We start from the raw sequence: 24654 nt of genomic DNA on the forward strand, positions 1-24654 counted from the left end.
ATGGCACCGAGCTGACCTCAAACGCGGTGCTGGCGTGGTCGGGCGATGCCGGCGTCGAGTGGCACTATATCGCTCCGGGCAAACCGACGCAGAACGGGTTCGTCGAAAGCTTTAACGGTCGCATGCGCGACGAACTGCTCAACGAGACGCTGTTTTTCACGGTCCGCCAGGCGCGGGCGATCCTCGCCCGCTGGGTCGAGGACTACAACACCGAGCGGCCACACTCGTCGCTCGGCTACGCCACACCGGCCGCCTTTGCCGCCGAACTCGAAAAGCAACGGTGGGGTTTAAACCCGACCGTTGCTTCACCCGCGCTCCTGCGCGACAACAACGGTCGGTCTCTGGTTGCCGCTGGATGAAAGGCGGGGGTCACGTCAATCTGAATGAACGTCGGAACTTGGGGAGGCGAATAGGAGCCAGGAATGGCGGATATTGGGTCAGAGCGAAACGGATCGCTGGCCGGACCGTTACCGAAAGACTGTCTGATGGCTTAGCGTGCGTCTATTTTCGGCTCGCCGCACATCGCGATGAAGGCACGTAATGGCGGCGATGCCAGTCTGTTGGGGTAGTAAAGCCGCGGTCCGTCGAATTGCGGCCAGAGTTCGGGCAACACAGCGACAAGCGTTCCGAGCGCCAAATCCTCGTCCATCCAGTTCCGGAACATGCCGATTATACCCAAGCCTGCTCGAGCATAGGCCAATCCAGAATTGAGGGCGTTCACGCCAAGCACTAGCTTCGTAAGAGGCGTCACTTCGACGGCTTGATCGCCCTGTCGTAACCGCCACGGGATTATGGAGCCATTCGGGAGTCGGTAGCGAATCGCATCATGCCCGGTCAGTTCCTCCAGCGAGTCCGGCATGCCCCTACGTTCGAGATAAGCAGGCGAAGCTGCCAACCCGACCTCTTGTCGCCGCGGGCCGATCGGCACCGAGACCATGCCATCTTGCAGCGCATCGCCGTAGCGGACGCCGGCATCGCAGCCATCGGCAACGATGTCGACGAGATCATTCTCGACGTGGACTTCGACCACGACGTCCGGGTGCCGTTCCCGGTAGGCGGCCAGCAGGGGCGGAAGGATGTCCGGCACGATCGCGCCTGGCACGTTCAGCTTCAGCCGCCCGCGAACGTGATTGGTGCTGCCGGTCGCGTCCGCACAGGCTTGGTCGATCTTTGCGAAAAGCGGAATGATCCGCTCAGCGAGTGCTTCGCCTTGCTCGGTTGCCCTGATGCTGCGGGTGGTCCGGAGCATAAGAGGCGTGCCAAGCTCCCGCTCTAGCCGCGACACGGTGGTGCTGACCTTGGACGCCGCCATACCCAGGCGCTGTGCTGCGGCGCGAAAGCCACCTTCGCGAAGTACGGCGAGGAAGACGAGGAGATCGTCAGCGCTGATATTGTTCTGCATCGCGAACGCCTTGTTCCAATTTACGCCGCTTATCGTTGGCCCGAAGATCGATCATCTCCTGACCACATCATCAGCCGGAGACAATCATGATCATCGTTACCGGAGCGACAGGACAGCTTGGCAGGCGGATCGTCGTTGAACTGCTCGAGCGCGTGCCTCCTGAGCGGGTCAGCGTCAGTGTCCGCTCGCCAGAGAAGGCCAGCGATCTTGCCGCCCGCGGCGTTCGGGTCCGCCAAGGCGATTATGATCGGCCGGAAAGCCTACGGCATGCATGGGAGGGGGCGGAGCAACTGTTGCTGGTTTCGTCCAACGCGGCAGCTAGCGGCGGGGATCCTATCGCCCAGCATGTCAACGCAATCGCCATCGCCAAAGAACTCGGCGTTTCACGCATCTTTTACACCAGCCAGGTCTCCGCCTCACCGACCTCGCTATTCCCGCCCGGACGCGACCATGCAGCCACCGAAGAGCTGCTGGCACGTTCTGGAATTGCATGGACGGCGCTTCGTCATGGGTTTTATGCGCAAAGCCTGCTGGCGATGCAGGCGCAAGGCTTTGCGAGCGGCACGATCACAGCACCTGTCGACGGCCCGGTTGCATGGACGAGCCACGACGACCTCGCTGCAGCCGACGCGGCACTGCTGGCGGGCGACCAGGTCATCGACGGGCCAACTCCGCCACTGACCGGGTCCGAAGCCCTGGACCTGTCCGGCATCACCCGAGTGGCGGGTGAAGTGACGGGGAAGGCAATCTCACGCGCTATGATCAGCTTGGAGGATCTTGATGCCCGAGCCCGCCAGAACGGTGTTCCTGTAAGCACTCGGGCGATCATGCTGGGCTATTTTCAAGCCGCGGAAGCGGGTGAGTTCGCAAGGGTCGATCCGACACTCGCCCACATTCTCGGCCGTGCGCCAGTTCCGATAAACGCATTCCTCCAACATCACCTGCCACGGTGATTGCGAGCCTCACATGAACGAGCGTCCGGTTCTGGGAATAGGCAAGCTGACTGTCAGTGACCGCTATTAGGTCTGCGTCCCAGCATCAGCTGATCACAGCATTTTGAAGCACCGGTCGCGACCCGAGCCATTGTCACAGCGCCATGGCGGCTGCTGGCGCAGCGTGGAGTCGTTCGATGTCGGCACGTGGAGGCGCGCCGAACAGTCGCCTGTATTCGCGGCTGAATTGCGATGGGCTCTCATAGCCGACGGCAAAGCCTGCCGTGCTCGCCGTGGCGCCCTCCGTCAGCATCAGGCGTCTAGCCTCCTGCAACCGCAGCTGTTTTTGATACTCCAGCGGCGTCATGCGGGTAATCGCCTTGAAGTGTACGTGGAGCGAGGAGGAGCTCATGCCGGCCTCGGCTGCGACATCGTCGATGCGGATCGGCGCGTCGAAACGCCGGCGGATGGCGGCGATGGCGCGGCTGACCTGATTGAGATGGCTGCCAGCGGTTGCGACGTGACGAAGCATCGGACCATGCGGTCCGGTGAGCAGACGATAGAGGATCTCGCGCTCGATCAGCGGCGCCAGCGCGCGGATCGTGTCGGGTCGGTCGAGCAGGCCGACCAGCCGGCATGCCGCGTCGATCAGGTCGGGATCGCCGGGGTAGACGCCAAGCACCGGCAAGTCTGTTCGGACCAGCCCGCCGCCTTCGATCGCCATGAGATCGGCCAGGATCGAGGCATCGAGATCGATCTTGCAGCAGAGATAGGGTCGCTCGGGGCTCGCATCGAGCACATGACCGACCAGCGGCAAGTCGACCGAGACCAAGAGGTAATGGGCCGCATCATAAACCACGCTGTGCTCGCCGATCGACACCCGCTTAGACCCCTGGGCTATTATGCAAAGGGAGGCCTCGTAGACGGCAGGCGTGGGGGTGCTCGGTGCGTCGGCCCGGATCAGCGAAACATGCGGCATCGCCGTGCTGCAAATGCCTGTACCCACGACGTGTCGATGGATGAGGGCAGAGAGTTCGGCGATCCGGTCCATGCCGACGATCCTTCTCCAATTGCGAGCTGTGGGCAAACATCTGGCGTTAATTCTAGAGGATCGTGCAAGCCATTAGGGCAATCACTCTACCGTGCGACATGGACGATGGCCCATCTGCGTCCCGTCACCACAACGGAAGGACTGCATCATGGCAGGAAATATTGACAAGGTCGTCCTCATCACAGGCGCGTCGAGTGGGATCGGCGAGGCAACTGCGCGAGAAATGGCTGCGACCGGCACCCGGCTGTTCATCGGCGCGCGTCGCGGAGAGCGCCTGAAGGCACTGGCGGAGGAACTGGGCGAGACCGTCGCCTGGCGCGAACTCGACGTCACCTACGGCGCCGATTTCGATGCGTTCGTGGAGGCCGCTGAAGCGCGCTTCGGACGTGTCGACGTGCTGGTCAACAATGCGGGTGTGATGCCCCTCTCACCGCTCGCTGCGCTCAAGCGCGACGAGTGGAAGCGGATGGTCGACGTCAACATCCACGGCGTCCTCAACGGCATCGCCGCGGTCCTGCCGCGGTTCGTGGCTCAGCGAAGGGGGCATGTCGTCAATGTCGCCTCGGTCGCCGCACACATGGTGATGCCGACCGCCGCGGTTTATTGCGCCACCAAACATGCCGTACGCGCCATCACTGAAGGGCTGCGGCAGGAGCATGACGAGGTCCGTTCGACGTTGATCTCGCCGGGCGTGGTCGCCACCGAGCTGGGCCATGACATCACCGATCCTGAGGTTGCTGCGGCCCTGACCGGATGGCGAAAGAAGTCGCTGACGCCGGACGCGATCGCGCGAGCCGTTCGCTATGCCATCGAGCAGCCGGAGGGTGTCGACATCAATGAGGTGATCGTTCGCCCGACCGCAGCGGACATGTAAATGCTTGGGCGTGCCGGTGCCGAAGCGGGGACGCCCAAACGACGAGTTCATACACATTGACGAGCGCTGAGATCAGTTAGCCAGGAGGGGATCGAAACGACTGGGGTTCGGTCATGATCGCATAGGAGGCCATTGCGGCCGTCAACGCGCCACCAGCATCTCTTCCAGATCGGTTCAACCGACCATGAATGTGGCCGAACGCCGGACCATAACGGCAGCTTGTCCGTTCAGCGTTCCTGATCTTGCACTGCTTGATGGATATCGCCGACCATGCCCGACCATTCCGCATCGCCCATATTGCAGCCCGTCCAGATCGGCGACCTGTCGCTGCGCAACCGCATCGTCATGGCGCCGTTGACGCGCAGCCGTTCGAACGACGACGGGATCCCGCCCGCTTTCGCCGCAGACTATTACTCACAGCGCGCTGACGCCGGGATCATCATAAGCGAAGCGACCAACGTATCTCCCCAGGCGGTCGGCTATGCGTTAACACCGGGTATCTGGAACGAACAGCAAATCGAGGCGTGGCGCCCGATCGTGCAGGCTGTCCATGATCGTGGCGGCGTCATATTTCTTCAGTTGTGGCATACTGGGCGTATCTCGCATCCGGACCTACAGGGCGGAAAACCGCCGGTTGCGCCGTCGGCCATCAAGCCGGTTGGACAGGCATTCACCAAGGATGGGATGAAGGACCACGTAACGCCGCGAGCCCTGGAAACGGACGAGATCCCTGGCATCGTCGAGGATTATCGTCGCGCCGCCACCAACGCCAAGGCGGCAGGGTTCGATGGGGTCGAAGTCCATTCGGCGAACAACTATCTGCTTGAACAGTTCGTACGCGACAGCACCAACCGGCGAACCGACCCCTATGGCGGGTCAATCGAAAACCGTCTGCGCTTCCCCCTCGAGGTCGTCGACGCGGTCGTCGGCGTTTGGGGCGCAGGGCGTGTCGGCATCCGGTTGTCGCCAGCAACGACAATGCCCGGCGAGACGCCGCTCGACAGCACCGTGATGGAAACCTTCGGCATTTATGTTGATGCGCTGTCTCAGCGCGGCCTGCTCTATGTCCACGACATCGAGGGCGTGACGCAGCAGACACGTGACGCAGATGGCGTCGACTTTGCTGCGCTGCGCAAGCGCTTCAAAGGGGCTTATATCGCGAACAACCAGTACACGCTCAAGCTGGCCGAAGAGGTTCTTGAGCGTGGCGATGCCGACCTGTTCAGCATGGGGCGGCCGTTCATTGCCAACCCCGATCTCGTTGATCGCCTGCGCACAGGTGCGCCGCTTGCAGAGGCGCCAAAAGAGTATTGGTATGGCGGCGGGTCGGTCGGCTATTCCGACTGGCCGACGATGCGCGGGAATCCAGATCGCAGCTGACCCAGCCCCTCACATCAGAGCCAGCCGTAGGATCGAGCTCATACCGCAGGTTAATCGCGACGAGGCCTCCGGGTGTCGGTGAGCGAGGTTGGGGTTGTGGCCACCGTCGGCGCAGGGGCGATCGCAAGTCCAGCCGCCGCGCCGACAGTGCTGCCATTGGCGCTGCTTCTCTAAATTTTTCCTCGGGAAGCTGCCGTGCGGTTCGGCGGGGAAAGCGCCTATGACGCAGTCCCCGCTTCCGACATTAATGGGGGTCCGAAGTTGGAGCTTTGGAAGATGACAACTGAATGTCCGGGATTGGGTCGAAGCCGCTCAACACGAGGATGAGAACAATTCTACCCTTCAAGAGGGTCAGAGCCTACGAGCGTAACGATCCGAAGACCAATCCATGAGCGGTCCTAGGCTAGTATGCCGCGATCCGATGGATCGTATTCGAATAGATATAATGACCGAGCTGCGGATATGATGCGGGCCGAAGACGTTCCCGTCTTGATCCCCAGGCGCATCGTGCGCCGGTCATTCTACCTCGGGGCATTATCACAATGTTTTGCGAGGCTGATATGGCGAAGACCATAGTGGTGACGGGCGGCAGTGCAGGCATCGGACTTGCCATTGCCGAGAAGTTTGCGATTGCCGGTTGGCAGCTAGGCATCTTGGGGCGCCACCGGGCTCGGCTCGAGCAAGCGCAGGCGATGCTTTTGTTGGCAGGCGCCTCAAAAGTCCTGGCGATCAGTGTCGACGTCGTGGACGCAGACGCGGTCGACGCCGCCGCAGCGCGAATAGAGGATGAGCTTGGGCCGATCGATGCCTGGGTCAACAACGCTATGTCCACCGTCGTCGCGCGTGCGGATCACATTACCGCCGCCGAATACGCCCGTGTTACGGCCACGACCTATCTGAGCCAGGTGCATGGGACTCTCGCCGCTCTCCGTTATATGAAGACGCGCGACAAGGGCGCCATCATCCAGGTATCCTCAGGCCTCGCGCTTCGACCCGCACCACTCCAGGCGGCGTATTGCGCCGCCAAGGCCGCCGTAACCGGGTTCACGGACTCGCTGCGCGCTGAGCTGATCGCCGATAAAAGTAGGATCACCTTATCCGTCGTCTACCTGCCGGCGGTGAACACACCGCAGCCGACCTGGGCCCGCAATCATAGCGGTCGCGAACAAGTGCTGCCTGATCCGCTGTTTGATCCGCGGCTATGCGCCAAGGCGGTGCAAGAGGCGGTGGAGCGGCCACAGCGCGAATTCTGGGTCGGACGCTCGACCGCCATGATGGCGCTTGGGCAGTCACTTGCGCCTGAGTTCGCCGATCAGCAGGCGGCCAAGCAGATCGACGCCATGACCGGTGACCCCGCACCGGACCGCGTCGGCAACCTCGACGAACCGGGCGAAGGGCCAGCTGCCATCGATGGGCCGTCGCCCGACCGTGTAAAATCGAGCCGCCGTGAGATCTTCTCTAGCCGACAACGGGACCTGCTTAAGGTCGCGGCAGCGGGTGCCCTGCTCAGCACAGGTGCAGCAGCAGGCTTTAGCCTAAGCCGGCTCCTGCCGCGACTTCGCCCATGAACGGTCTGCTCGACGTCGTCCGCGGCAAGATCGCCGCGCCTGTGGCAGGCGGCACCAGGGTCGATGGCTATCTTGCACTGGAGGATTACGGCGCGCTGGGTGACGGTCGCTCGGTAGCGCTGTCGGGGGCCGACGGTTCGATCGACTGGTGGTGCGTTCCCAACCTCGACTCTCCGCCACTGTTCGACCGATTACTTGATCCGGAGGAGGGTGGCCGCTTCGTCATCGCGCCGGTCGAGAGCTTCGAGGTGGAGCGGCGCTACCTGCCCGACAGCAACGTGCTTGAGACGATCTTCACGACAGCGTCAGGTCGCGCCAAGCTGACGGAATCGATGAACAGCGGCACGGCAGGGCGACTGCCTTGGGCCGAACTTGGTCGTCGCATCGAAGGGCTCGACGGCTCTGTCAGGTTCCAGCTGAATATGCGTCCGGGGCGTCGCGCAAACGGCGCCAGTCCCTATCAGTCGACGATCGGCAAGCACGCCGTCTTCCATGTCGGCACGGTGCTTGGGCTGCTGCTCCATAGTGAAGGCATCACGGTCGAACGCTCCGACGAGGCAGTGACGGCTGAGTTCACGGTCGTGCAGGGGCAGCGGGAGATCGTAGCGATCGTCGCCGGCGAGGACGAACCGCTGATCGTGCCTAAAATCGATAAGATCGACGAGCGCATCGATACATCCGATGCGGAGTGGCGAGTGTGGTCCGAGCAGATCGAATATGACGGCGACCGGCGACCGGAATTCATCCGCAGCGTGCTCGCACTCAAGCTGCTGCTGTTCTCGCCGTCGGGCGCAATCGCCGCGGCCGCCACGACATCGCTGCCGGAGGGTATCGGCGGCAAAAAGAACTACGACTATCGCTACGCGTGGATCCGCGACGCTGGCTACACCATCAAGGCCTTCCTGGCAGCAGGTGCGCAGGCGGAGGCCAAGGCGGCGTTCAGCTGGCTGCTGAAGCGATTGGAAGAGCATGGCGCGCGGGTCTGCTACTCGCTCGATGGCGCCATCGTACCAAGCTTGAGCGAGATCGAAGTGCCAGGCTATCGGCGGTCCACACCCGTCCAGATCGGCAACGCGGCGACCGACCAGCACCAGCATGGCATCTATGGGGACATCTTCGAGACGGCCTCGCGCTTCGTCGAGTGCGGCAACATACTTGATGCATCCAGCGCCGAACTTCTTTCACACCTTGCCGATGAGTGCGCTGACGTGTGGCGCAAGAAGGATGCCGGCATCTGGGAGCTGGAGGAGTCCCAGCATTATACTATGTCGAAGGTCAGTTGCTGGCAGGCGCTGGCGCGTGCCGTCGAACTCGCCGACGAGGGTCAGCTGCCCACTACGTGTCGCGAACGTTGGTCGCGTGAGCGCGACCGGATTGCCGGATGGATCGAGGAGAACTGCTGGTCAGAAACCAAGCAGGCGTTCGTTTTCTATCCCGGCAGTGAGAAGCTCGACGCCTCCCTTGCGCTGATGGTGCGCTTCGGCTTCGACGGCCGTGAGCGGCTTGTAAAAACCCTCGATGCGATCGACGCCGAGCTCGGCGCTGGGCCCTATCATTATCGCTACACTGACGTCTCCGCCGAGGAAGGCTGCTTCCTCGCATGCACCTTCTGGATGGTGGAGGCACGCGCGCTGCTCGGTCAGCGTGAGCGCGCCGAGCAGGTGTTCGACGCCATCACCACCGCTCTCGACCGCGGGGTCGGCATAATGACTGAGATGGCCGATCCGCGCACCGGCACGTTCCTTGGCAACCTTCCGCAGGGCCTGTCGCATCTAGCGCACGTCATGGCGCTCGATGTGCTCGCGGCCGAGGATGATTGCTGACGGCCTTCGACACTTTCCCACCACGTCACACCCAAGCTGGAGCAATTACATGACCGATCGTCTGACCATCCAGGACCCGCGTACGCAATATCCCCAGCCCCCTTTCCCTCGGCAGCCGCAGCCAGTCCCCGGCCTTGCATCCGACATGGATCCGAAGCCCGATCACGGCGAAACGAGCTATGTCGGTGCCGGCAAACTCAAGGGCCGCAAGGCGCTTATTACGGGCGGTGATAGTGGGGTCGGTCGCGCCGCGGCAATTGCCTATGCGCGCGAAGGAGCCGACGTCGCGATCTCCTACCTTGAGACCGAGCAGTCGGATGCCGATGAGGTCATCAAGCTGATCGAGGCGGAGGGTCGCACAGCCGTCGCGCTGCCCGGCGATATCACCGACGAGGCATGGTGCCGCGAGCTCGTCAGCAAGGCCAATGAGGCGCTGGGGGGCATCGACATTCTCGTCATCAATGCGGGGCGCCAGCAGAACCGCGAGGACATCTCTAAGGTTAGCTCGGACGATTTCGACAGGACAATGAAGACCAACCTGTACGCCATGCATTGGATCACTCAGGCTGCGGTGCCGCACCTGCCGACCGGCGCGAGCGTCATCACCACCGCCTCGATCCAAGCTTACGAGCCGTCGGCGATCCTGCTCGACTATGCGACCACCAAGGCGGGGATCGTCGCTTACACAAAGGCGCTGGCCAAACAGCTGCTCGAGAAGGGCATACGCGCCAACGTGGTCGCACCGGGCCCCTTCTGGACCGCGTTGCAGGCGTCGGGCGGCCAGCCCCCGGAGGCGGTCGAGAAGTTCGGTTCGGAGAGCCAGTACGGCCGTCCCGGTCAGCCTGTCGAGTTGTCCGCAGTGTATGTGCTCCTCGCCAGTCAGGAGGCAAGCTTCATCAGCGGTGAGGTTTACGGCGTCACCGGCGGGGCAGGCGTGGCGTAGGATTGGTGCGGCAGCACCGGTGCACTGGTGCTGCCGCTCGTGAAAGCCGGAGGGCGTATGAACCGGGTATATTTCCTTCATGCACTGGGCGCGAGCGCACGCGAGTGGGATCAGGTAATCGCCGACCTCGGCGATGTCGGCGCTTGCGTCCCGCTCTGCCTACCCGGTTTCGGCGGCAGCCCGGATGCCGACCTTGATGTCGCGGGGCTAGTCGACTGGTTCTCCGAACAGGTGGCTGCGCATCAGCCACAGAGCTGGGCAGTGGTCGGGCACAGCATGGGTGGCAAGATTGCCACGTTGGCCGCCGCGCGCGCTCGCGATGGCGACCCTGCCTTCGCAGGCCTTGCCGCAGTAGTGCTGCTGGCCGCGTCTCCTCCCGCCTCCGAGCCGATGGCCGAGGAGCGTCGCGCCGAGATGATCGACTGGTTCGCCAACGGTCGGATTGGTCCGGACGAAGCGGCGACGTTCGTCGATGCCAACACCGCACAGCGCTTACCCGAACCGCTACGCACGCAGGCAATCGCCGACGTGGAGCGTTCCCGACGCCTTGCCTGGACCGGCTGGCTGAAGCGCGACAGCCGCGAGGATTGGAGGGAGGCTGCGGGGACGCTTGCGGTGCCGGCGCTGATCGTCGCCGGTGGTGAGGACGGGGATCTGGGCGAGGACGCGCAGCGGCGGCTTAACCTGCCGCACTATCGCAACGCGCGCGTCGAAGTGGTGGCCGGCGCCGCGCATTTGTTGCCCTATGAACAGCCCGCTGCGGTCGCGACCTTGATCCGGGATCACATCACTCAGGCCTTCGGACGAGCATTGCCCGCGCCGTTCGTTGCGCTCCTTGCCTCCGATCGGGTCAGCCGCGGAACACGCGCGGTAATGACCGAGCGGCACGCCGCACCGCCGCGAGGCAAGGTGCTGTCGCCGCAGCAGCGGGCGGTGCTCGCCGCCTTGATCGAGACGGTGCTGCCAGGTGCCGCCGATCCAGTCGATCTCGCCGCCCGGATCGATGCGATGCTGACAAGCGGGATCGGCGACGGCTGGCGCAGCGCCGAACTGCCCGCCGACGCTGAGGGTTGGACGTCGGGCCTGGACACGCTAGATCACCTCTCCAGCAGCTTTGCCGACGCTTCGCCAGCGGATCGCGAGCAATGCCTGCAGTCGATCGCCGACGAGACCGCCGACACGGAGGGCGGTGCCTTCGATCCGCGCCAGATGCGATTATGGTTCGCCGAGGCGCGCTCCGAGATCGCGCGTCAATGGATGGCGCTGCCGGCGACCATGGCGCGGATCGGCTATGACGGTTTCGCCGTCGGCGGCGACGGACCGCACAAGCAGGGATATCGGCTGACCGCGGCCGACATGATCGAAGACTGGCAGCAGTTGGAGGTGCAGGCATGAGCGCGGCAGCGGACGTGACTGACGTCGTCATCGTCGGCAGCGGCGCGGGCGGCGCGCCGCTCGCCGCGCGGCTCTCACAAGCGGGCGTCTCGGTCATCGTGCTGGAGGCGGGGCGCGCCTTTCGGCCCGACGATCATGTCGCCGACGAACTCGCCGCCGACATCTATTGGATGGAAGAGCGGCTGAGCGGCGGCGCCGACGCCACCGCCTTCGGCGCCAACAATTCAGGCATGGGTGTCGGTGGTTCGACGTTGCACTGGGGTGCCTTCTGCCCGCGGCCCGACGCGCGCGACCTGCGGTTGCGCAGCGAGAGCGGGCGGGGCGAGGACTGGCCGATCGCCCACGATGAATTGATCGGTTATATCGACGCGGTCGAGCGCTTCATCGGCGTGTCCGGCCCCGCGCGCTATCCCTGGGACGTGGGGCGGCGCTACGAATTGCCTCCGGTCGCGCGCAATGCGCCCGCCAATGCGATGGCACGCGGTTGCACCGCACTCAACATCACTGCGACCGACGCTCCCGCTGCTCTGGTTTCGCGCGACCGCGAGCAGCCGCATTGGGGCGAGCGCAAGGCGTGCATCAACTGCGGCACCTGCCACCAGGGCTGTCGCACTGCCGCCAAGGCGACGACCGACACGAGCTGGTTGCCTCTCGCCGTCGCACATGGTGCCGAGGTGCGGGCGGAGTGCCGCGTCGTCGACATCGAACGCGACGGCAACGGCCGGGTGACCGGGGTAGTCTATGTTTGTCGCGGCGAGCGTCGACGCCTATCCTGTCGCGCGCTGTTTCTGTGCGCCGGCGGGGTCGAGACGCCGCGATTACTACTCAACCTCGATCTCGCCAATTCAAGCGGTCAGGTCGGGCGCAACTTCATGGCGCATGTCGCGACGCAGGTGTGGGGTCGGTTCGATGCCGACATGCGGATGAACCGCGGCTACCCCTCGTCGCTGATCACAGAGGACATGATGCGGGCCGGCGACGCCGACCATGCCGGCGGCTATTTGATCCAAAGCCTAGGCGTGATGCCGGTGACGCTCGCCACCAATTTAGCGCGCGGTGCCGGGTTGTGGGGGCGGGCGTTGGTCGACCTTCTCGACGATTACAACCGGTTGGGTGGAATCGGCATCAATGGCGAATGCCTGCCGTCCGACGACAACCGGCTGACGCTGGCGGACGAGACCGACGCCTATGGATTGCGCAAGGCGCGGATCGACTTCAGCTACGGGCCGAACGAACGCGCGATCGACGCTCATGCGCGAAAGACGATGACCGCGATCTGGGAAGCGGCGGGCGCGCGCGACATCTTCGCGGTCGACCGCTCGGCGCACACGATCGGCACGTGCCGGATGGGCCAAGACGGCGACCGTGCCGTGGTCGACGCCGACGGACGCAGCTTCGATATCGACAACCTGTTCATCTGCGACAATTCGGTCTTCCCGAGCGCGCTTGCTGCTAATCCGGCGTTGACGATCATGGCACTGTCGCTGCGCACCGCCGACCGTTTCCTCGCGACGCGAGGTTGAAGGAGAGAGACATGGATCTGGGTATCAAAGGCCGCATCGCGTTGATCAGTGGAGCAGACTCTGGCATGGGAAAGGAAACTGCTCGGCTATTGCTTGAGGCAGGAGTCCGCGTCGCGATCACTGACAAGCCGGACGGCACGCTGGATGAGGCGGTCGACGAACTGTCGCCGCTTGGCGAGATCGTCGCGGTGACCGGGGACGTCACCAAGCTCGACGAGGTCGAAGCGATCTGGCAGCAGGTCCGCGAGAAGCTGGGAGAACCCGATATCTACGTCAACGCTGCCGGCGTCACCGGCGCGACCGGCGACTTCCTCGATGTCAACGATGCCGGTTGGCTCGAGACGCTGAACATCAATCTGATGGGGGCGGTGCGGATGTGCCGCGAGGCGATACCGGCGATGCGGACGAAGGGCTGGGGACGGATCGTGCTGTTCGCGTCCGAGGATGCAGTGCAGCCGTACGTTGACGAACTCGCCTATTGTGCGTCGAAGGCAGGTATCCTCAGCCTCGCAAAGGGACTTTCCAAAGCCTACGGCTGCGATAACGTGCTGGTCAACACCGTGTCGCCGGCGTTCATCGCAACACCGATGACCGATGCGATGATGCGCAAGCGCGCCGAGGAGAAGGGTACCACCTTCGACGAGGCGATCTCCAGCTTCCTCAACGAAGAACGGCCAGGCATGGTGCTGAAGCGGCGGGGCAAGCCGGAAGAGGTGGCAGCGGCGGTCGCGTTCCTCGTCTCCGAACGCGCCAGTTTTATAAATGGCGCTGGTATCCGTGTCGACTCCGGCTCAGTGTTCACCATCGCTGGGTGACCAGTTGGAACACAGGCTGCGGCATGCATAGCTGCCAGACAAGCCAAACCTAACCCATGGCAAGGACACCTAGAGGCTGTTATGGACTTGGAGGTGTGTCTGATTCATCCGGTATTGGATGAGCATTTGCTGCAAGCCATATCCGTCCGATGTCAGCGATGAGGAATGGTCGCTGATCGCGCCATACCTGCTGTTCAGCGCGAGGATGCCGGGCAGCGGGAGCATGATCTGCGCGAAGTATTCAACGGCCTGCGCTACATCGTGAAGACGGGCGCGCCGTGGCGGTGGATGCCCAATGATCTGCCGCCTTGGGCGGCGGTGTACCAGCAGACGCAACGCTGGCTGGTGGCGGGGTGTTTCGAGGCGCTGGTGGATGACCTGCGCTCGGTACTGCGCCTGGCGGCGGGCCGCAAAGCCGAGCCGACTGCCGCGATCATCGACAGCCGGACGTTACGCTCCACGCCCGAGAGTGGCGAGCGCGCAGGCTATGACGGGGGCAAGCGCAAGAAAGGGTCGAAGATCCACATGGCCGTCGATACGCTGGGGCATCTGCTCGCGCTGCATGTGACGCCAGCCAGTGCCGAGGATCGCGGCGAAGTAGAACGCCTCGCACGCACCGTGCAGGCCGTCACGGGCGATACCGGCGACATCGCGTATGTCGATCAGGGCTATACGGGCGAACGTGCCGTGAAGGCCGCAGCCGCCCATGGCATCGCGCTGGGAATCGTCAAACTGCCCGAGGCCAAACGCGGGTTCGTCCTCCTGCCGCGCCGCTGGGTCGTCGAACGGTCATTCGCCTGGGCAACACGCTTCCGACGCCTCGTCAAAGACTATGCCGTCGAAGACGAAGGCGTCGAGGTCTTTCACCGCGGGCAGCCTGGCGGCCGACATTCGGTAGCGGACCGACGCTGCATGGCGGTGGGTTGCCTCGGCACGCAGCAGGTCGGTCAGGATCTCCATCGTCGTACGCTTGCGTTTCAGGGCGGTGGTCCTGCCGGTGCAGATCGCGCAACATCCGGCTGCCCGAGAACGGGTAGATTAGGTGCAACTCGTCGATCCGTCGCATGATGGCCAGGTCGACCTCCGGTACAGGGCGCGGCATATAGTAGATGCTGCCGCGCCTGATCCCGAGCTGCCGCGCCTAGACAATCAGCGGCAGCGCATGACCCCGGTCGATCATCGCCTTGCGCTCGGCAACAGACCGGCCTTCCCGAGCGCACCAGCCAAAAAATCGTTCGCCAGCGTCAGTTCGCCGATCTTCGCGTGCAGCACCGTAATGTCCACTGCAGGCTCGGCTGCGATGGGTTCCGCGCCGAACACGTCCGCCGCGCCCCCCAGCAGTCGCGCCCGCCACTGGTTGATGAGATTCGGATGCACGTCATACTGCTGTACCAATTCGGCCAGTGTCTTTTCGCCCTTCACGGCAGCCAGTGCCACCTTCGCCTTGAACGCCGGGCTGTGGTTCCGGCGCGGTCGCTTGCTCATCTTGCCTCCTGCTCACGGCCAGTATCGCCGCTGTCAGATCAGCAATCCACTTATCCCCGCTGTGCAAATTTTCCGAGCGCACCTCTCAGGCGCCGGTTTCGTTCGGTCTGGTCAGTAGGCGCAGGGCCATACTTTAAACGATGGAAGGATCACCCTGCATGGAATTCCGGCTGTTGCCCATCGTTTCTCAAAGCTTCCGCAACTCGACGAAACTCGCTCGGCACGACGCCCACGTGCTGCTGAAAGAAGCGGGTAAAATTGCTTTGAGCACTGAACCCGAGTGCGTCAGACACCAGATTGATTGGCCGGCGTGCGATGCCGAGATCGTTGACAGCGAACTCAAGCCGTAACGAGGCGTGGTAGATACCGGGACTGACGCCTGTGCAAGCGCGGAACAACTGGTTGAAGTGCGGCCGCGATAACCCTGCGCGCTGCGCGATCTGCTCCAGCCCCAGCGGTGCATCGATGCCGTGCATCATACGGATGGCACGCCGAATGCGATAATCGCTGAACCCGTATTGCGAAGCCGTGTCGCGAACCAGCCCCGTCGCTGCGGTGCCCTGCATGACTTCCGCCGCAAGCGTGAATATAGTTTCACTGATAAGGGACGGATCGTGATGCTCCGCCCGTAGCATCTCGATAAGGTCCCGGACACGTCGCCGTATCGTCGGGCCGATGACGATGCCCGGCCGCGGAAAGAAGCCCGGGCGGTTGCACGTCATGAACGCCCGTTCGAGACTCGCAAGCCACGCTGGCTTCAGGTAAAGGGCGAGAAAGATCGTGTGCGCGTTGGTATCAAGCGGCGTGTACCGATGCGGCTGCCACGCATTCACAAGCACCGCGGTGTCTTCGGTCATCGGTACGCGCGTCGAGCCCACGACGAAAACCTGGTCTGCGCCGCTCGCTTTGAAGAGGATGTGGCAATGCGGATGCGCATGTCCGACTAGCGCCGTATTCATGTCGAGCAACGCCACGCGTCCGAACACACCCTGCGCGATCGCGAGGGCGGATGTCATGCTGCCTCCCGAGGCGGATCAGGGCCCATTGTCATGATGATCTTCTGGCATCCGCCACGCGCCCGAGCCAGCAGCAATCCCAAAAAATCATCCGATCCGATAAATCGCAATCTTTGGGGAGCGAGCATTCCCGCGACCGATCTGCTGTTCTTCGAAAATCCCAGCGCGTCGAACGCGCGGGTAGGTCGAAGGAGAGATGCTCATGATCGAAGTTCAGTTTCAGTCGCGCGAGCGCGATGCACGCGAAAGACAGCGCCAGAAATACATTCGAAAACAGTTCGTCGACGAAACGCCGCATGGCTACCGTGGCGAAATCCACCTGCTCAAGACGCTCGTCGTGACGGTTGGGACGATCGCCTTCTGCCTGTCCCGAATGGTCCCCCCGACCGTCCTGGAATGGACGATGATCGTGCCGATCCTTCTGCTGGGAAACTGGATAGAATGGGCCGCGCACCGCTACATCATGCATCGGCCGATCCCGGGACTCGAAGCGGTCTACAAGCGCCACGTAACCGTCCACCACCAGTTCTTCACCCATCATGACCTGTCCTACAAGGGTCATAAGGAATGGCGTGCGCTCTTATTCCCGCCGCTCGCTTCGATCGCCTTCCTCGTCGCCGCGTTACCCTTCGCGCTTCTCGCGGGCTGGCTGATCTCGAAGAACGCGGGGTTCATCATCATGGTGTCGATGGCGTCCTATTACCTCCTGTATGAAGGCCTTCACACGCTCTCTCATCTCGAGGACAAGGATTATCCGTGGCTGCGTAGAATACCGCTGATCAATACCGTGCGACGCATGCACGCAAAGCATCATGTCCTGGGATTCATGCAGACCCGGAACTTCAACCTGACCTTTCCGATCTGCGACGCCCTGTTCAAGACCAGCGACCTCGATCGCGGCCTGATCGGCACCTTGTTCAACGGACCGGGCGACCGTCATATGCTTCAGGAGCTTCGGTTTAATGGCGATCATTCTGATGATGGGCCGACCGCCAAATCCAGAGGGCAGAATGTATCTGATACCCTCTATAACCATCGCTGATTTGCCGGTTCGACCACCAATCGGGCAGATTAAGCCAAGCAGCCGAAAGACGCTGCCGGACTAAGAGCGGATGCGATATGCACTGGAACGCCTCATGCCATCATCATAACCATTATGAAGATGGTCGGAGCGCCCGACATGGGACGTGACGCGATCATCCTGACCGGCACGATCGGCTATATGATCGCGCTCGCCTTCGTCAGCTTCACTGCGCGCAAGAACGCACGCACGGCCAAGAGCTTCGCGTCGGGCGGGGTGCATTACCCGGGCGTGCTCATCGGCTTCCTGCTGATGTCCGAGTTCATCGGCACCTCGGCCAGCGTCGGCACCGCGGAGGCGGGCTACAAGGTCGGAATATCGGCGGCGTGGAACGTCGCCGCACTCGGCATAGGGTTCGTCTTTTACTCGCTCTTCCTGGCGCGCAAGTTCAAGGACACCGGCGAGAATACCATCTCGGGTGTCCTCGCGCGCACCTATGGCCAGCCGGTGAAGGTCGCGACGTCGATCATCATGATCTTCGCGTTGCAGATCGTCGCCATTTCGACCTACACCAGCGGAGGTGCGATCATCTCGCCACTGTTCGGTATCGACCGGTCCGCAGCGATCGTCGCGACCGGACTAGCGGGCGTCTTGTATGTCGGGCTCGGCGGCATGAGCTCGGTCATCTATACCAACGTCATCCATGCGATGGTGAAGTATCTGGGCATCGTCATCGCGCTCGCAATCGGCCTGTCTCAGGTCGGCGGCGTGGGAACGTTGCGGACGCGCCTGCCTGCGGCGATGTTCGACGCGACCGCGGTCGGCTGGCCGCAGATCTGCGCTTGGCTGGTCGCAGGCATCGGCGCTGTGTTCGCGACGCAATATGTCGTGCAGGCAATCAACACGGTCGAGGACGGTGCGACCGCGCGGCGTGCGAGCTTCTATTCGGCGATGCTGCTGATCCCGTTCGGCATCCTCGCCGCGATGATCGGCATGGTCTGCCAGGTCCTCTATCCCGGCATCACCGCGACCGCGGCCTTTCCGACGCTGGTCGCCGACATGAGCCAGCTGCCCGCGACGATCGTCGTGGCCGGGCTCGCGGCGTCGTTGTTCGGGACGATTTCCGCGCTCAGCATCGGCGCGGCGACTCTGGTCTACAAGGACTTCTATCTGCCGCTCACCGGGCACGACGGCGAGAGCACGGGGTCGTTGCGCTTCATCCGCTGGGCGACGATCGCGGCCGGCCTGCTGCCCATCCCCCTCGCGATCCTGTCGACCGAGGTCCTCAGCGTGACGTTCCTGGCAAAATCGCTGCGCGCATCGCTCGCGCTCCTTGTCTTGCTGGCCTTCTACGCGCCGACATTCGGCACGCGACGCGGTGCGTTCGTCAGCATCGAGGCGTCGCTGGTCGCGACGATTCTGTGGTTCATGGCAGGCAACCCGTTCGGGATCGACAACGCCTATGTCGCGGTTGCCATCCCGATCCTGGTGATGGGGTTCAGCCATCTGTTCCGCGGCGCCGATACCGGTCCGGCGTCGGTCGCCTCCTGACGCGCATAGTCCGGACATGAAAAAGGCGGCGTCACCGCGTGGTGGCGCCGCCTTTTTCACTTCGGCGCGAAGACCGTTCAGCCGGCGTCACTCCACCGCGCGTCGGGCGCCAGCACCGCGTCGAGGTCGAGGTCTTCCGATCCCGGCACGCGGATCCGCTTGAACTGCATCTCGGGCGCATCGACCGGTATCGTCGCATCCAGTCCCATCTTTGCGCCGAGCCCGTCGCGGGTGGACGGATCGAGCTTAGAACCCTGGCTGTCAGCGATGACGACCAAGTCCCTGTCGGCCTGGAACCGCGTCGAGACCGCCCATTCGACTTCGCGCGGATCGTGGATGTCGACATCGGTGTCGACGACGACTGCGTGCTTGATGTCGTAATGCGCCGCGAAGGCGCCGAGCAGAACGTTCTTACCCTCCCCCTCCTGCGTCTTGCGCAGCTTCACGTATAGATGATAGCGCCCGACGCCTCCCATAGCGAGGTGGACGTCGACCACGCCTGGAAAGCTGCGCTGCAAGGTCGAGAGGATCGTCGCCTCTCGCGGGATCGCGCCGAGCAACAGATGCTCGTACCCGCCGCCGACGATCGTGTGGAATAACGGGTCGCGGCGATGCGTGATCGCATCAACGTGGATGACGTGGCGCTCGCCGCGCTCGCCATAATATTGCGGGAACTCGCCGAACGGCCCTTCGAGCTCACGCGTCTTGGGGAGAATGCGCCCTTCGATCACGATCTCGGAATCGGCGGGCACGCGGACGTCATTGGTCAGGCACTTGACGACGTCGAGCGGCGAGCCGCCCAGCGCGCCGGCGATCTCCAGCTCGTCATGGTCGATCGGCACGATCGCCTGGCTCGCGAGCAGACATGCCGGCGACACCCCGATCGCGATCGCGATCTCTAGTGGCCGTCCGAGCTTTTCCGCCTTGCGATAATAATGGTCGGTATGCCGCGGCAGCAGCAGGATGCCGATCCGATCCGGGCCGCTGATCTGGCAACGATGGATCGCGACGTTCTGGATTCCCGTCTCGGGATCGCGCGAGACGAGGATGCCGGCGGTAATATAAGCGCCGCTGTCATGCTCGTTGTGCGTAGGCACCGGCAATTGGCGAAGGATGTCGACATCGCGGTGCACCACCTCGTGTGTCGGTGCGGTCTCGCTCTGCACTTCGTTCCATGGCAGCGGTTCGGCGGCGGCACGCTGGACATGTTCGAGAAGGTCGGCGGGTGCGACGCCCAGCGACTCGGCCATCCAACCCCGGTCCGAAACGATGCCGGATATCACGCTCACCGGGTGCTCGGACGGTTCGGGGAACAGCGTCGCGCGCCTGCCGTCCAGCGCCTGCGCCACCGCCGCGACCTGATGGCGCAAATCGAGTCCAGGTTTGGCGACTGACAGACGGCCCGTATCCTGAAGCCGCGTCAGCCATTCCCGCAAGGACAAGGCGTGGTTGATGTCGGTCGTCATCGATCTCTCCCTCACGCCATTTCCCGGCGCTGCTCGACTAACCTAGACACCGCGCGCATAAACAGAAATAATTCCTACTGATCCCTCGTATCAGCAGACCTGAACAGCGGCAGCCTCGGAGTTCGGATCATGGACCTTCGCCAGATCAATTATTTCATCGCCTTGTTCGAGGAAGGCAGTGTGACGCGCGCCGCACAACGACTCCATGTCGTCCAGCCCGCGGTCTCGATGCAGATCGCTCGGATGGAGCGCGAACTGGGTCAGAAACTGTTCGACCGCACACCGAAATCGATGGTCCCGACCGCTGCCGGTCGTACGCTCCATCGCCTCGTGCTGCCAGTCGTGCGCAACCTTTCGCTCGCGCACGAGCATATGGCGCGGCTGTCAGGCGTCGTGTCGGGCAGGGTCACGATGGGCATGCTCGCGTCGCTCGCGACCAGTCTGATACCGGGTATGCTGACAGGGTTCGCCGACGATTATCCCGAGATAGAGGTCGCGGTCGTCGACGGCTACAGCTCGACTTTCATCGATCTGGTGAACGAAGGACAGCTCGACTTCGCGGTCATCAACCGCCCGTCGCGCAAGCTGGGACTGATCGTCGATCCGCTGGTCGAAGAGCAGATGGTGCTCGTCACCGGCGCAGCTGACGATGAGGGCGAGGACGAAGGTGCGGTTTCGATCAAACGGCTGACTGACTACAAGCTGGTTCTGCCGACGCGCCGACACGGCCTGCGCACCGAGTTGGAGCGGCATCTGGCAAACCGCAACGTCACGCTCGAACCGCGGCTCGAGCTGGATGCGATCGAGGGAATCGTCGAACTTGTCGCAGGCAGCGACTGGGCGACGATCCTGCCGAGCCTCGCCATCCGCCGTCATCTCGCACCGCGACGCGTACACATACGCGCGATCGAACCGATGATGGTCCGCCGCCTCGCCGTCATCCACCATCCGCGCCATCCGCTGAGCCCGGCCAGTCACGCCTTTATCGATCATCTCCGCCAGGCTCTGGTCGCGATGGCGGGCGACGGCTGGATCACTGCGCCTGATTGAACCGATAAGCCGTTATTATTCGACGTGATCCCTGGCCCGTCCTTAGTATCTGCGCAAAGATCAGGCCGCATTGCGGTGGACAGGAGAGCGCATGACCCGACTGACAGGACGCAGCATCATCGTGACCGGCGCGGCGCAAGGGATCGGCGCGATCTACGCGATGGCTCTGGCCAAGGAAGGCGCGCGCCTCGCGATCTGCGACATCGCCAGCCCCAACGACACCGCCGACGCGATCCGCGCGGCGGGCGGAGAGGTGTTCGCCGCAGCCTGCGACGTCACCGATGCACGGGCGGTTGCGCGCTTCGTCGCCGATGTCGAGGCGACCTATGGCGGCATCCAGATACTCGTCAACAACGCCGCACTGTTCGGCAATCTCGCGCTCAAGCCCTTGGAGCAGATCACGTCGGACGAATGGGACCGCGTGATGAGCGTCAACGTGCGCGGATCGTTCGAATGCGTGAAGGCGGTGATGCCCGTCATGCGCCGCCAGGGTTACGGCAAGATCGTCAACATCGCGTCGGGCACGGTGTTCAAGGGCGCGCCGATGATGCTCCATTATGTGTCGTCCAAGGGCGCGATCGTCGCGATGACGCGCTCGATCGCGCGCGAGGCAGGCGACGCCGGCATCCGCTGCAACTGCCTGGCGCCGGGCCTGACGATGAGCGCCAACGTCGCCGCGAACGGCGACTGGGCCGGCCGGATCTCCGAGGCCAACATCGCCAGCCGCTGCCTCAAGCGCGAGGCGGTGCCCGAGGATCTGACCGGCACGCTGATCTTCCTCGCAAGCGGCGACAGCGATTTCATGACCGGCCAGACCATCGTCGTCGATGGCGGCTCGGTGACGCATTGAGGACCGCCACCATGAACGTCACCCCCCACTGGATCGACGGCGCCGCCGTCTACACCGCGCCCGCCGACAGCCTCGACCCCGCGACCGGCGCGATCACGGGCGCATTCGCGAACGGCGGCGCGCCCGAGGCAAAGGCCGCTATCGCCGCTGCCCGTGGCGCGTTCGATACCAGCGACTGGCCGATGGCACCGCGCCTGCGCCAGCGCATCATGCTCGACTGGGCGGCGGCGCTCGCCCCGCGCGTCGACAGCCTCGCCGAGTTGCTGACGCGCGAGAACGGCAAGGTCATCGCGCAGGCGCGCGGCGAGGTGCTAGGCGCGATTTCGGAGATCGAATATTATGCCGGGCTCGCGCGACATATCCCGGGCCATGTACTCGAGCCAGAACCCGGCGTGCTGTCGACCGTCCTGCGCGAGCCCATCGGCGTCGCCGCGATTATCGTGCCCTGGAATGCGCCGGCGGTGCTGCTCGCGCGCGGCATCGGCCCGGCGCTGGCTGCGGGTTGCACGACCGTGATAAAGCCCGCCGCGCAGACGGTTCTGTTCAACGCGGCATTCCTTGACCCGCTGCTGCACGATCCGCGCTTGCCGGCGGGCGTTGTCAACGTCTTTGCCGAAACCGGGCATGACGGAGCGCGGCTGCTCGCGTCCTCGCCGGACATCGACATGATCTGCTTCACCGGATCGACCGCGGTCGGCAAGGACATCATGCGCAGCGCCGCCGATACGATGAAGAAGCTGTCGCTCGAACTCGGCGGCAAGTCGTGTGCGATCGTCCTCGCGGATGCCGATATCGACGCGGTCGCACCCAAGCTCGCCGCGGCCGCGACGATCATCACGGGTCAGCAATGCACCGCCGCGCGACGCGTGCTGGTGCATCGGTCAAAGCTGGACGCGATGAAGCGCGCCCTGACGCGGGCGCTCCAGGCGCTGACGGTCGGCAACGGCTTAGACGCCGCCAGTCGGATCGGGCCGCTGATCGACCCCACGTCACGTGATCGCGTCGCGGCGATGATCGATCGCGCCTGCAATGAGGCCGATGACGTCCTGTTACGTGGCCGGAGCCTGGAGGGCGCGGGCGCGTTCCTGACACCGACCCTCGTCCACCATCAGGATACAAGCGCGTTCTTTATGCAGCAAGAGATCTTCGGCCCGTTCGTCACGATCGAAAGCTTCGAGACCGAAGCCGAAGCGGTGGCCCGCGCGAACGATACCATTTTCGGCCTGTCGGCGAGCGTGTGGACGAACGACGGCGCAGCGGGCCTGCGCATGGCGCGCGCGCTGCGCAACGGAACCGTCTGGATCAACGCGCACAACACGCTGTTCGCCGAGGCCGAAACCGGTGGCTATCGGCAGAGCGGGATCGGCCGCCTGCATGGTTATGACGCGCTCGCCGACTTTACCGAACTCAAGCACATCTACCAGGCACCCGGCGTGGTCGGGCGCGGGGAGGCGCGCGGATGACGGGCCTGCCGCTTATCATCGGCATCTCGGGGGCGTCGGGCGTCGTCTACGGCATCCGTATGCTGGAGATCCTGCGCGAACTGGCGATCGAGACGCATCTGGTGCTGTCGCGGTCTGGCGAGATCACTATCGCGCACGAGACCGACCGCAAGATCGCCGATGTGAAGGCGCTGGCGACGCATGTCCATGCGCAGCAGGATATCGCCGCGTCGATCTCGTCGGGTTCGTTCCGCACGCGCGGCATGGTCGTTGCGCCATGTTCGATGCGCTCGATGTCGGAGATCGCGAGCGGGGTGACCTCCAGCCTGCTCACCCGCGCCGCCGACGTCGTGCTGAAGGAGCGCCGCCGACTGGTGCTGATGGTCCGCGAGACGCCGCTGCACACCGGTCACCTGCGCACCATGACGCAATTGTCGGAAATCGGCGCGATCGTCGCGCCGCCCGTGCCCGCCTTCTACGCGCGGCCGCAGAGCCTGGACGACATGGTCGACCACACCATCGGACGCGTGCTCGACCTGTTCGACGTCGACGCAGGGCTCGTGCACCGCTGGAAGAGCGACGGCTAACCGCCACGCGCGGGTATCTGGATCAGCGTTTCGAGAGTCATCGCGATCGCTCCGGTCTGGTTCGCGACCGCCGTCGCGAGCAGGATACGGCCTCGATCGGGGCGCTTGCGCGACCGTACGACGTCCTGGACCTTGCGGTGCGCGATCAGCGTATCCCCCGGGCGGACAGGCAGCAGCCAGCACAGCGCATCGGTGCGCATGCCGAGCAATGGTGTACCCCCGAACGGCGCGGAGTCGACGAAGTCGCGCATCACCAGCGCGGCGACATGCCATCCGCTCGCGATGATCCCGCCGAATCGTCCCGCATGCGCGGCGTCGGGATCGACATGCATTGGCTGCGGATCGTAGTCGGTGGCGAAGGTGATGATCGCAGCTTCGGTGATCGTGATTGGCGTGCCGACCGAGGTCTCGCCCGGCACGATGTCTTCAAGATAGCGGTTGTCGCGCATCGGCTCGTCTTTCGTGAAAGCGGGGTCGGCT

21 protein-coding genes and 3 pseudogenes are annotated in these 24654 nt (G+C 63.8%); 17 read left to right on the top strand and 7 right to left on the bottom strand.

The window, feature by feature from the left end; translation table 11 throughout:
* The coding region (locus MF610_RS17560; RefSeq protein ID WP_422635948.1) for an integrase core domain-containing protein at positions 1 to 359 on the top strand (359 nt) is incomplete at its 5' end.
* A 131-nt stretch (positions 360 to 490) separates the two neighbouring features.
* On the opposite strand, the gene MF610_RS17565 is transcribed toward MF610_RS17560, so the two are convergent.
* Positions 491 to 1402: a LysR family transcriptional regulator gene (locus tag MF610_RS17565; RefSeq protein ID WP_242201571.1), complete on the bottom strand. Its 912-nt coding sequence runs from the start codon at positions 1400 to 1402 to the stop codon at positions 491 to 493.
* A gap of 86 nt (positions 1403 to 1488) precedes the next feature.
* Between MF610_RS17565 and MF610_RS17570 the strand changes: the two genes are divergently transcribed.
* Positions 1489 to 2355 (top strand): NAD(P)H-binding protein, encoded by an 867-nt coding sequence (locus tag MF610_RS17570; RefSeq protein ID WP_242201572.1) that lies wholly within the window; start codon positions 1489 to 1491, stop codon positions 2353 to 2355.
* A 133-nt stretch (positions 2356 to 2488) separates the two neighbouring features.
* On the opposite strand, the gene MF610_RS17575 is transcribed toward MF610_RS17570, so the two are convergent.
* A complete protein-coding gene (locus MF610_RS17575) occupies positions 2489 to 3385 on the bottom strand; it encodes an AraC family transcriptional regulator (RefSeq protein WP_056397243.1) in 897 nt (298 codons plus the stop codon).
* 148 nt (positions 3386 to 3533) lie between these two features.
* On the opposite strand from MF610_RS17575, the gene MF610_RS17580 reads away from it, so the two are divergent.
* The 9 genes and pseudogenes from MF610_RS17580 to MF610_RS17620 form a co-directional block, all read left to right on the top strand.
* Positions 3534 to 4259 carry an SDR family oxidoreductase gene (locus tag MF610_RS17580; protein WP_056397236.1) on the top strand — a complete coding sequence of 242 codons (726 nt, stop codon included), beginning with the start codon at positions 3534 to 3536 and terminating at the stop codon, positions 4257 to 4259.
* A gap of 270 nt (positions 4260 to 4529) precedes the next feature.
* Positions 4530 to 5639: an alkene reductase gene (locus tag MF610_RS17585; protein ID WP_056397233.1), complete on the top strand. Its 1110-nt coding sequence runs from the start codon at positions 4530 to 4532 to the stop codon at positions 5637 to 5639.
* A 560-nt stretch (positions 5640 to 6199) separates the two neighbouring features.
* Complete coding sequence (locus MF610_RS17590; protein ID WP_056504458.1) at positions 6200 to 7207, top strand: SDR family oxidoreductase; 1008 nt, start codon at positions 6200 to 6202, stop codon at positions 7205 to 7207.
* The gene (locus MF610_RS17595) at positions 7204 to 9030 is read left to right on the top strand and encodes a glycoside hydrolase family 15 protein (protein ID WP_056625998.1); all 1827 of its coding nucleotides are present in this window, start codon (positions 7204 to 7206) and stop codon (positions 9028 to 9030) included. The genes MF610_RS17590 and MF610_RS17595 overlap by 4 nt, the downstream gene beginning before the upstream one ends.
* Before the next feature lie 49 nt (positions 9031 to 9079).
* Positions 9080 to 9973 carry an SDR family oxidoreductase gene (locus tag MF610_RS17600; RefSeq protein WP_056504435.1) on the top strand — a complete coding sequence of 298 codons (894 nt, stop codon included), beginning with the start codon at positions 9080 to 9082 and terminating at the stop codon, positions 9971 to 9973.
* 27 nt (positions 9974 to 10000) lie between these two features.
* A complete protein-coding gene (locus MF610_RS17605; protein ID WP_242201573.1) occupies positions 10001 to 11368 on the top strand; it encodes an alpha/beta hydrolase in 1368 nt (455 codons plus the stop codon).
* Positions 11365 to 12891: a GMC family oxidoreductase gene (locus MF610_RS17610; protein ID WP_242201574.1), complete on the top strand. Its 1527-nt coding sequence runs from the start codon at positions 11365 to 11367 to the stop codon at positions 12889 to 12891. Before MF610_RS17605 ends, MF610_RS17610 begins: the two co-directional genes overlap by 4 nt.
* 11 nt (positions 12892 to 12902) lie before the next feature.
* Positions 12903 to 13706, top strand: coding sequence for an SDR family NAD(P)-dependent oxidoreductase (locus MF610_RS17615; RefSeq protein WP_056397228.1), 804 nt, complete (start codon positions 12903 to 12905; stop codon positions 13704 to 13706).
* 118 nt (positions 13707 to 13824) lie between these two features.
* Positions 13825 to 14540, top strand: a pseudogene (locus MF610_RS17620) (IS5 family transposase); the annotation flags it as partial.
* On the opposite strand, the pseudogene MF610_RS17625 reads toward MF610_RS17620, so the two are convergent.
* From MF610_RS17625 to MF610_RS17635, 3 genes and pseudogenes are all read right to left on the bottom strand, one after another.
* Positions 14526 to 14696: pseudogene (locus MF610_RS17625) on the bottom strand (ATPase); the annotation flags it as partial. The pseudogenes MF610_RS17620 and MF610_RS17625 sit on opposite strands and share 15 nt — an antisense overlap.
* Positions 14697 to 14706: 10 nt before the next feature.
* Positions 14707 to 15191, bottom strand: a pseudogene (locus MF610_RS17630) (transposase family protein); the annotation flags it as partial.
* Positions 15192 to 15340: 149 nt separating this feature from the next.
* A complete protein-coding gene (locus MF610_RS17635) occupies positions 15341 to 16207 on the bottom strand; it encodes an AraC family transcriptional regulator (RefSeq protein ID WP_056397223.1) in 867 nt (288 codons plus the stop codon).
* Between the two features lie 202 nt (positions 16208 to 16409).
* On the opposite strand from MF610_RS17635, the gene MF610_RS17640 reads away from it, so the two are divergent.
* Complete coding sequence (locus MF610_RS17640; RefSeq protein ID WP_242201575.1) at positions 16410 to 17249, top strand: sterol desaturase family protein; 840 nt, start codon at positions 16410 to 16412, stop codon at positions 17247 to 17249.
* A 114-nt stretch (positions 17250 to 17363) separates the two neighbouring features.
* Positions 17364 to 18779 carry a sodium:solute symporter family protein gene (locus MF610_RS17645; protein ID WP_242201576.1) on the top strand — a complete coding sequence of 472 codons (1416 nt, stop codon included), beginning with the start codon at positions 17364 to 17366 and terminating at the stop codon, positions 18777 to 18779.
* A gap of 77 nt (positions 18780 to 18856) precedes the next feature.
* On the opposite strand, the gene MF610_RS17650 is transcribed toward MF610_RS17645, so the two are convergent.
* Positions 18857 to 20245, bottom strand: a complete 1389-nt coding sequence (locus MF610_RS17650; RefSeq protein WP_242201577.1) for a UbiD family decarboxylase — start codon at positions 20243 to 20245, stop codon at positions 18857 to 18859.
* 129 nt (positions 20246 to 20374) lie between these two features.
* Here MF610_RS17650 and MF610_RS17655 point away from each other — a divergent pair, with 129 nt between their 5' ends.
* The 4 genes from MF610_RS17655 (at position 20375) to MF610_RS17670 (ending at position 24174) form a co-directional block, all read left to right on the top strand.
* The gene (locus MF610_RS17655) at positions 20375 to 21295 is read left to right on the top strand and encodes a LysR family transcriptional regulator (protein ID WP_277924193.1); all 921 of its coding nucleotides are present in this window, start codon (positions 20375 to 20377) and stop codon (positions 21293 to 21295) included.
* A 91-nt stretch (positions 21296 to 21386) separates the two neighbouring features.
* Entirely contained in the window at positions 21387 to 22145 is a 759-nt protein-coding gene (locus MF610_RS17660; RefSeq protein ID WP_242201579.1) for an SDR family NAD(P)-dependent oxidoreductase, read from the top strand.
* 11 nt (positions 22146 to 22156) lie between these two features.
* Complete coding sequence (locus MF610_RS17665) at positions 22157 to 23608, top strand: aldehyde dehydrogenase family protein (protein ID WP_242201580.1); 1452 nt, start codon at positions 22157 to 22159, stop codon at positions 23606 to 23608.
* Complete coding sequence (locus MF610_RS17670) at positions 23605 to 24174, top strand: UbiX family flavin prenyltransferase (RefSeq protein ID WP_242201581.1); 570 nt, start codon at positions 23605 to 23607, stop codon at positions 24172 to 24174. The genes MF610_RS17665 and MF610_RS17670 overlap by 4 nt, the downstream gene beginning before the upstream one ends.
* On the opposite strand, the gene MF610_RS17675 is transcribed toward MF610_RS17670, so the two are convergent.
* Positions 24171 to 24623 (bottom strand): MaoC/PaaZ C-terminal domain-containing protein, encoded by a 453-nt coding sequence (locus tag MF610_RS17675; RefSeq protein ID WP_242201582.1) that lies wholly within the window; start codon positions 24621 to 24623, stop codon positions 24171 to 24173. The two genes, MF610_RS17670 and MF610_RS17675, sit on opposite strands and share 4 nt — an antisense overlap.
* Positions 24624 to 24654 lie beyond the last annotated feature (31 nt).

It is taken from the genome of Sphingomonas hankookensis, from assembly GCF_022664465.1.
In the GTDB taxonomy this organism is placed as follows: domain Bacteria; phylum Pseudomonadota; class Alphaproteobacteria; order Sphingomonadales; family Sphingomonadaceae; genus Sphingomonas; species Sphingomonas hankookensis.

Excerpts from the sequence above, each read along its gene's own strand:
- MF610_RS17570 (WP_242201572.1), top strand. The coding sequence starts at position 1,489 with ATGATCATCGTTACCGGAGCGACAGGACAGCTTGGCAGGCGGATCGTC.
- MF610_RS17575 (WP_056397243.1), bottom strand. The coding sequence starts at position 3,385 with ATGGACCGGATCGCCGAACTCTCTGCCCTCATCCATCGACACGTCGTG.
- MF610_RS17655 (WP_277924193.1), top strand. The coding sequence starts at position 20,375 with ATGGACCTTCGCCAGATCAATTATTTCATCGCCTTGTTCGAGGAAGGC.
- MF610_RS17645 (WP_242201576.1), top strand. The coding sequence starts at position 17,364 with ATGAAGATGGTCGGAGCGCCCGACATGGGACGTGACGCGATCATCCTG.
- MF610_RS17650 (WP_242201577.1), bottom strand. The coding sequence starts at position 20,245 with ATGACGACCGACATCAACCACGCCTTGTCCTTGCGGGAATGGCTGACG.
- MF610_RS17635 (WP_056397223.1), bottom strand. The coding sequence starts at position 16,207 with ATGACATCCGCCCTCGCGATCGCGCAGGGTGTGTTCGGACGCGTGGCG.
- MF610_RS17580 (WP_056397236.1), top strand. The coding sequence starts at position 3,534 with ATGGCAGGAAATATTGACAAGGTCGTCCTCATCACAGGCGCGTCGAGT.
- MF610_RS17565 (WP_242201571.1), bottom strand. The coding sequence starts at position 1,402 with ATGCAGAACAATATCAGCGCTGACGATCTCCTCGTCTTCCTCGCCGTA.
- MF610_RS17665 (WP_242201580.1), top strand. The coding sequence starts at position 22,157 with ATGAACGTCACCCCCCACTGGATCGACGGCGCCGCCGTCTACACCGCG.
- MF610_RS17610 (WP_242201574.1), top strand. The coding sequence starts at position 11,365 with ATGAGCGCGGCAGCGGACGTGACTGACGTCGTCATCGTCGGCAGCGGC.
- MF610_RS17600 (WP_056504435.1), top strand. The coding sequence starts at position 9,080 with ATGACCGATCGTCTGACCATCCAGGACCCGCGTACGCAATATCCCCAG.
- MF610_RS17585 (WP_056397233.1), top strand. The coding sequence starts at position 4,530 with ATGCCCGACCATTCCGCATCGCCCATATTGCAGCCCGTCCAGATCGGC.
- MF610_RS17660 (WP_242201579.1), top strand. The coding sequence starts at position 21,387 with ATGACCCGACTGACAGGACGCAGCATCATCGTGACCGGCGCGGCGCAA.
- MF610_RS17595 (WP_056625998.1), top strand. The coding sequence starts at position 7,204 with ATGAACGGTCTGCTCGACGTCGTCCGCGGCAAGATCGCCGCGCCTGTG.
- MF610_RS17615 (WP_056397228.1), top strand. The coding sequence starts at position 12,903 with ATGGATCTGGGTATCAAAGGCCGCATCGCGTTGATCAGTGGAGCAGAC.
- MF610_RS17670 (WP_242201581.1), top strand. The coding sequence starts at position 23,605 with ATGACGGGCCTGCCGCTTATCATCGGCATCTCGGGGGCGTCGGGCGTC.
- MF610_RS17675 (WP_242201582.1), bottom strand. The coding sequence starts at position 24,623 with ATGCGCGACAACCGCTATCTTGAAGACATCGTGCCGGGCGAGACCTCG.
- MF610_RS17640 (WP_242201575.1), top strand. The coding sequence starts at position 16,410 with ATGATCGAAGTTCAGTTTCAGTCGCGCGAGCGCGATGCACGCGAAAGA.
- MF610_RS17590 (WP_056504458.1), top strand. The coding sequence starts at position 6,200 with ATGGCGAAGACCATAGTGGTGACGGGCGGCAGTGCAGGCATCGGACTT.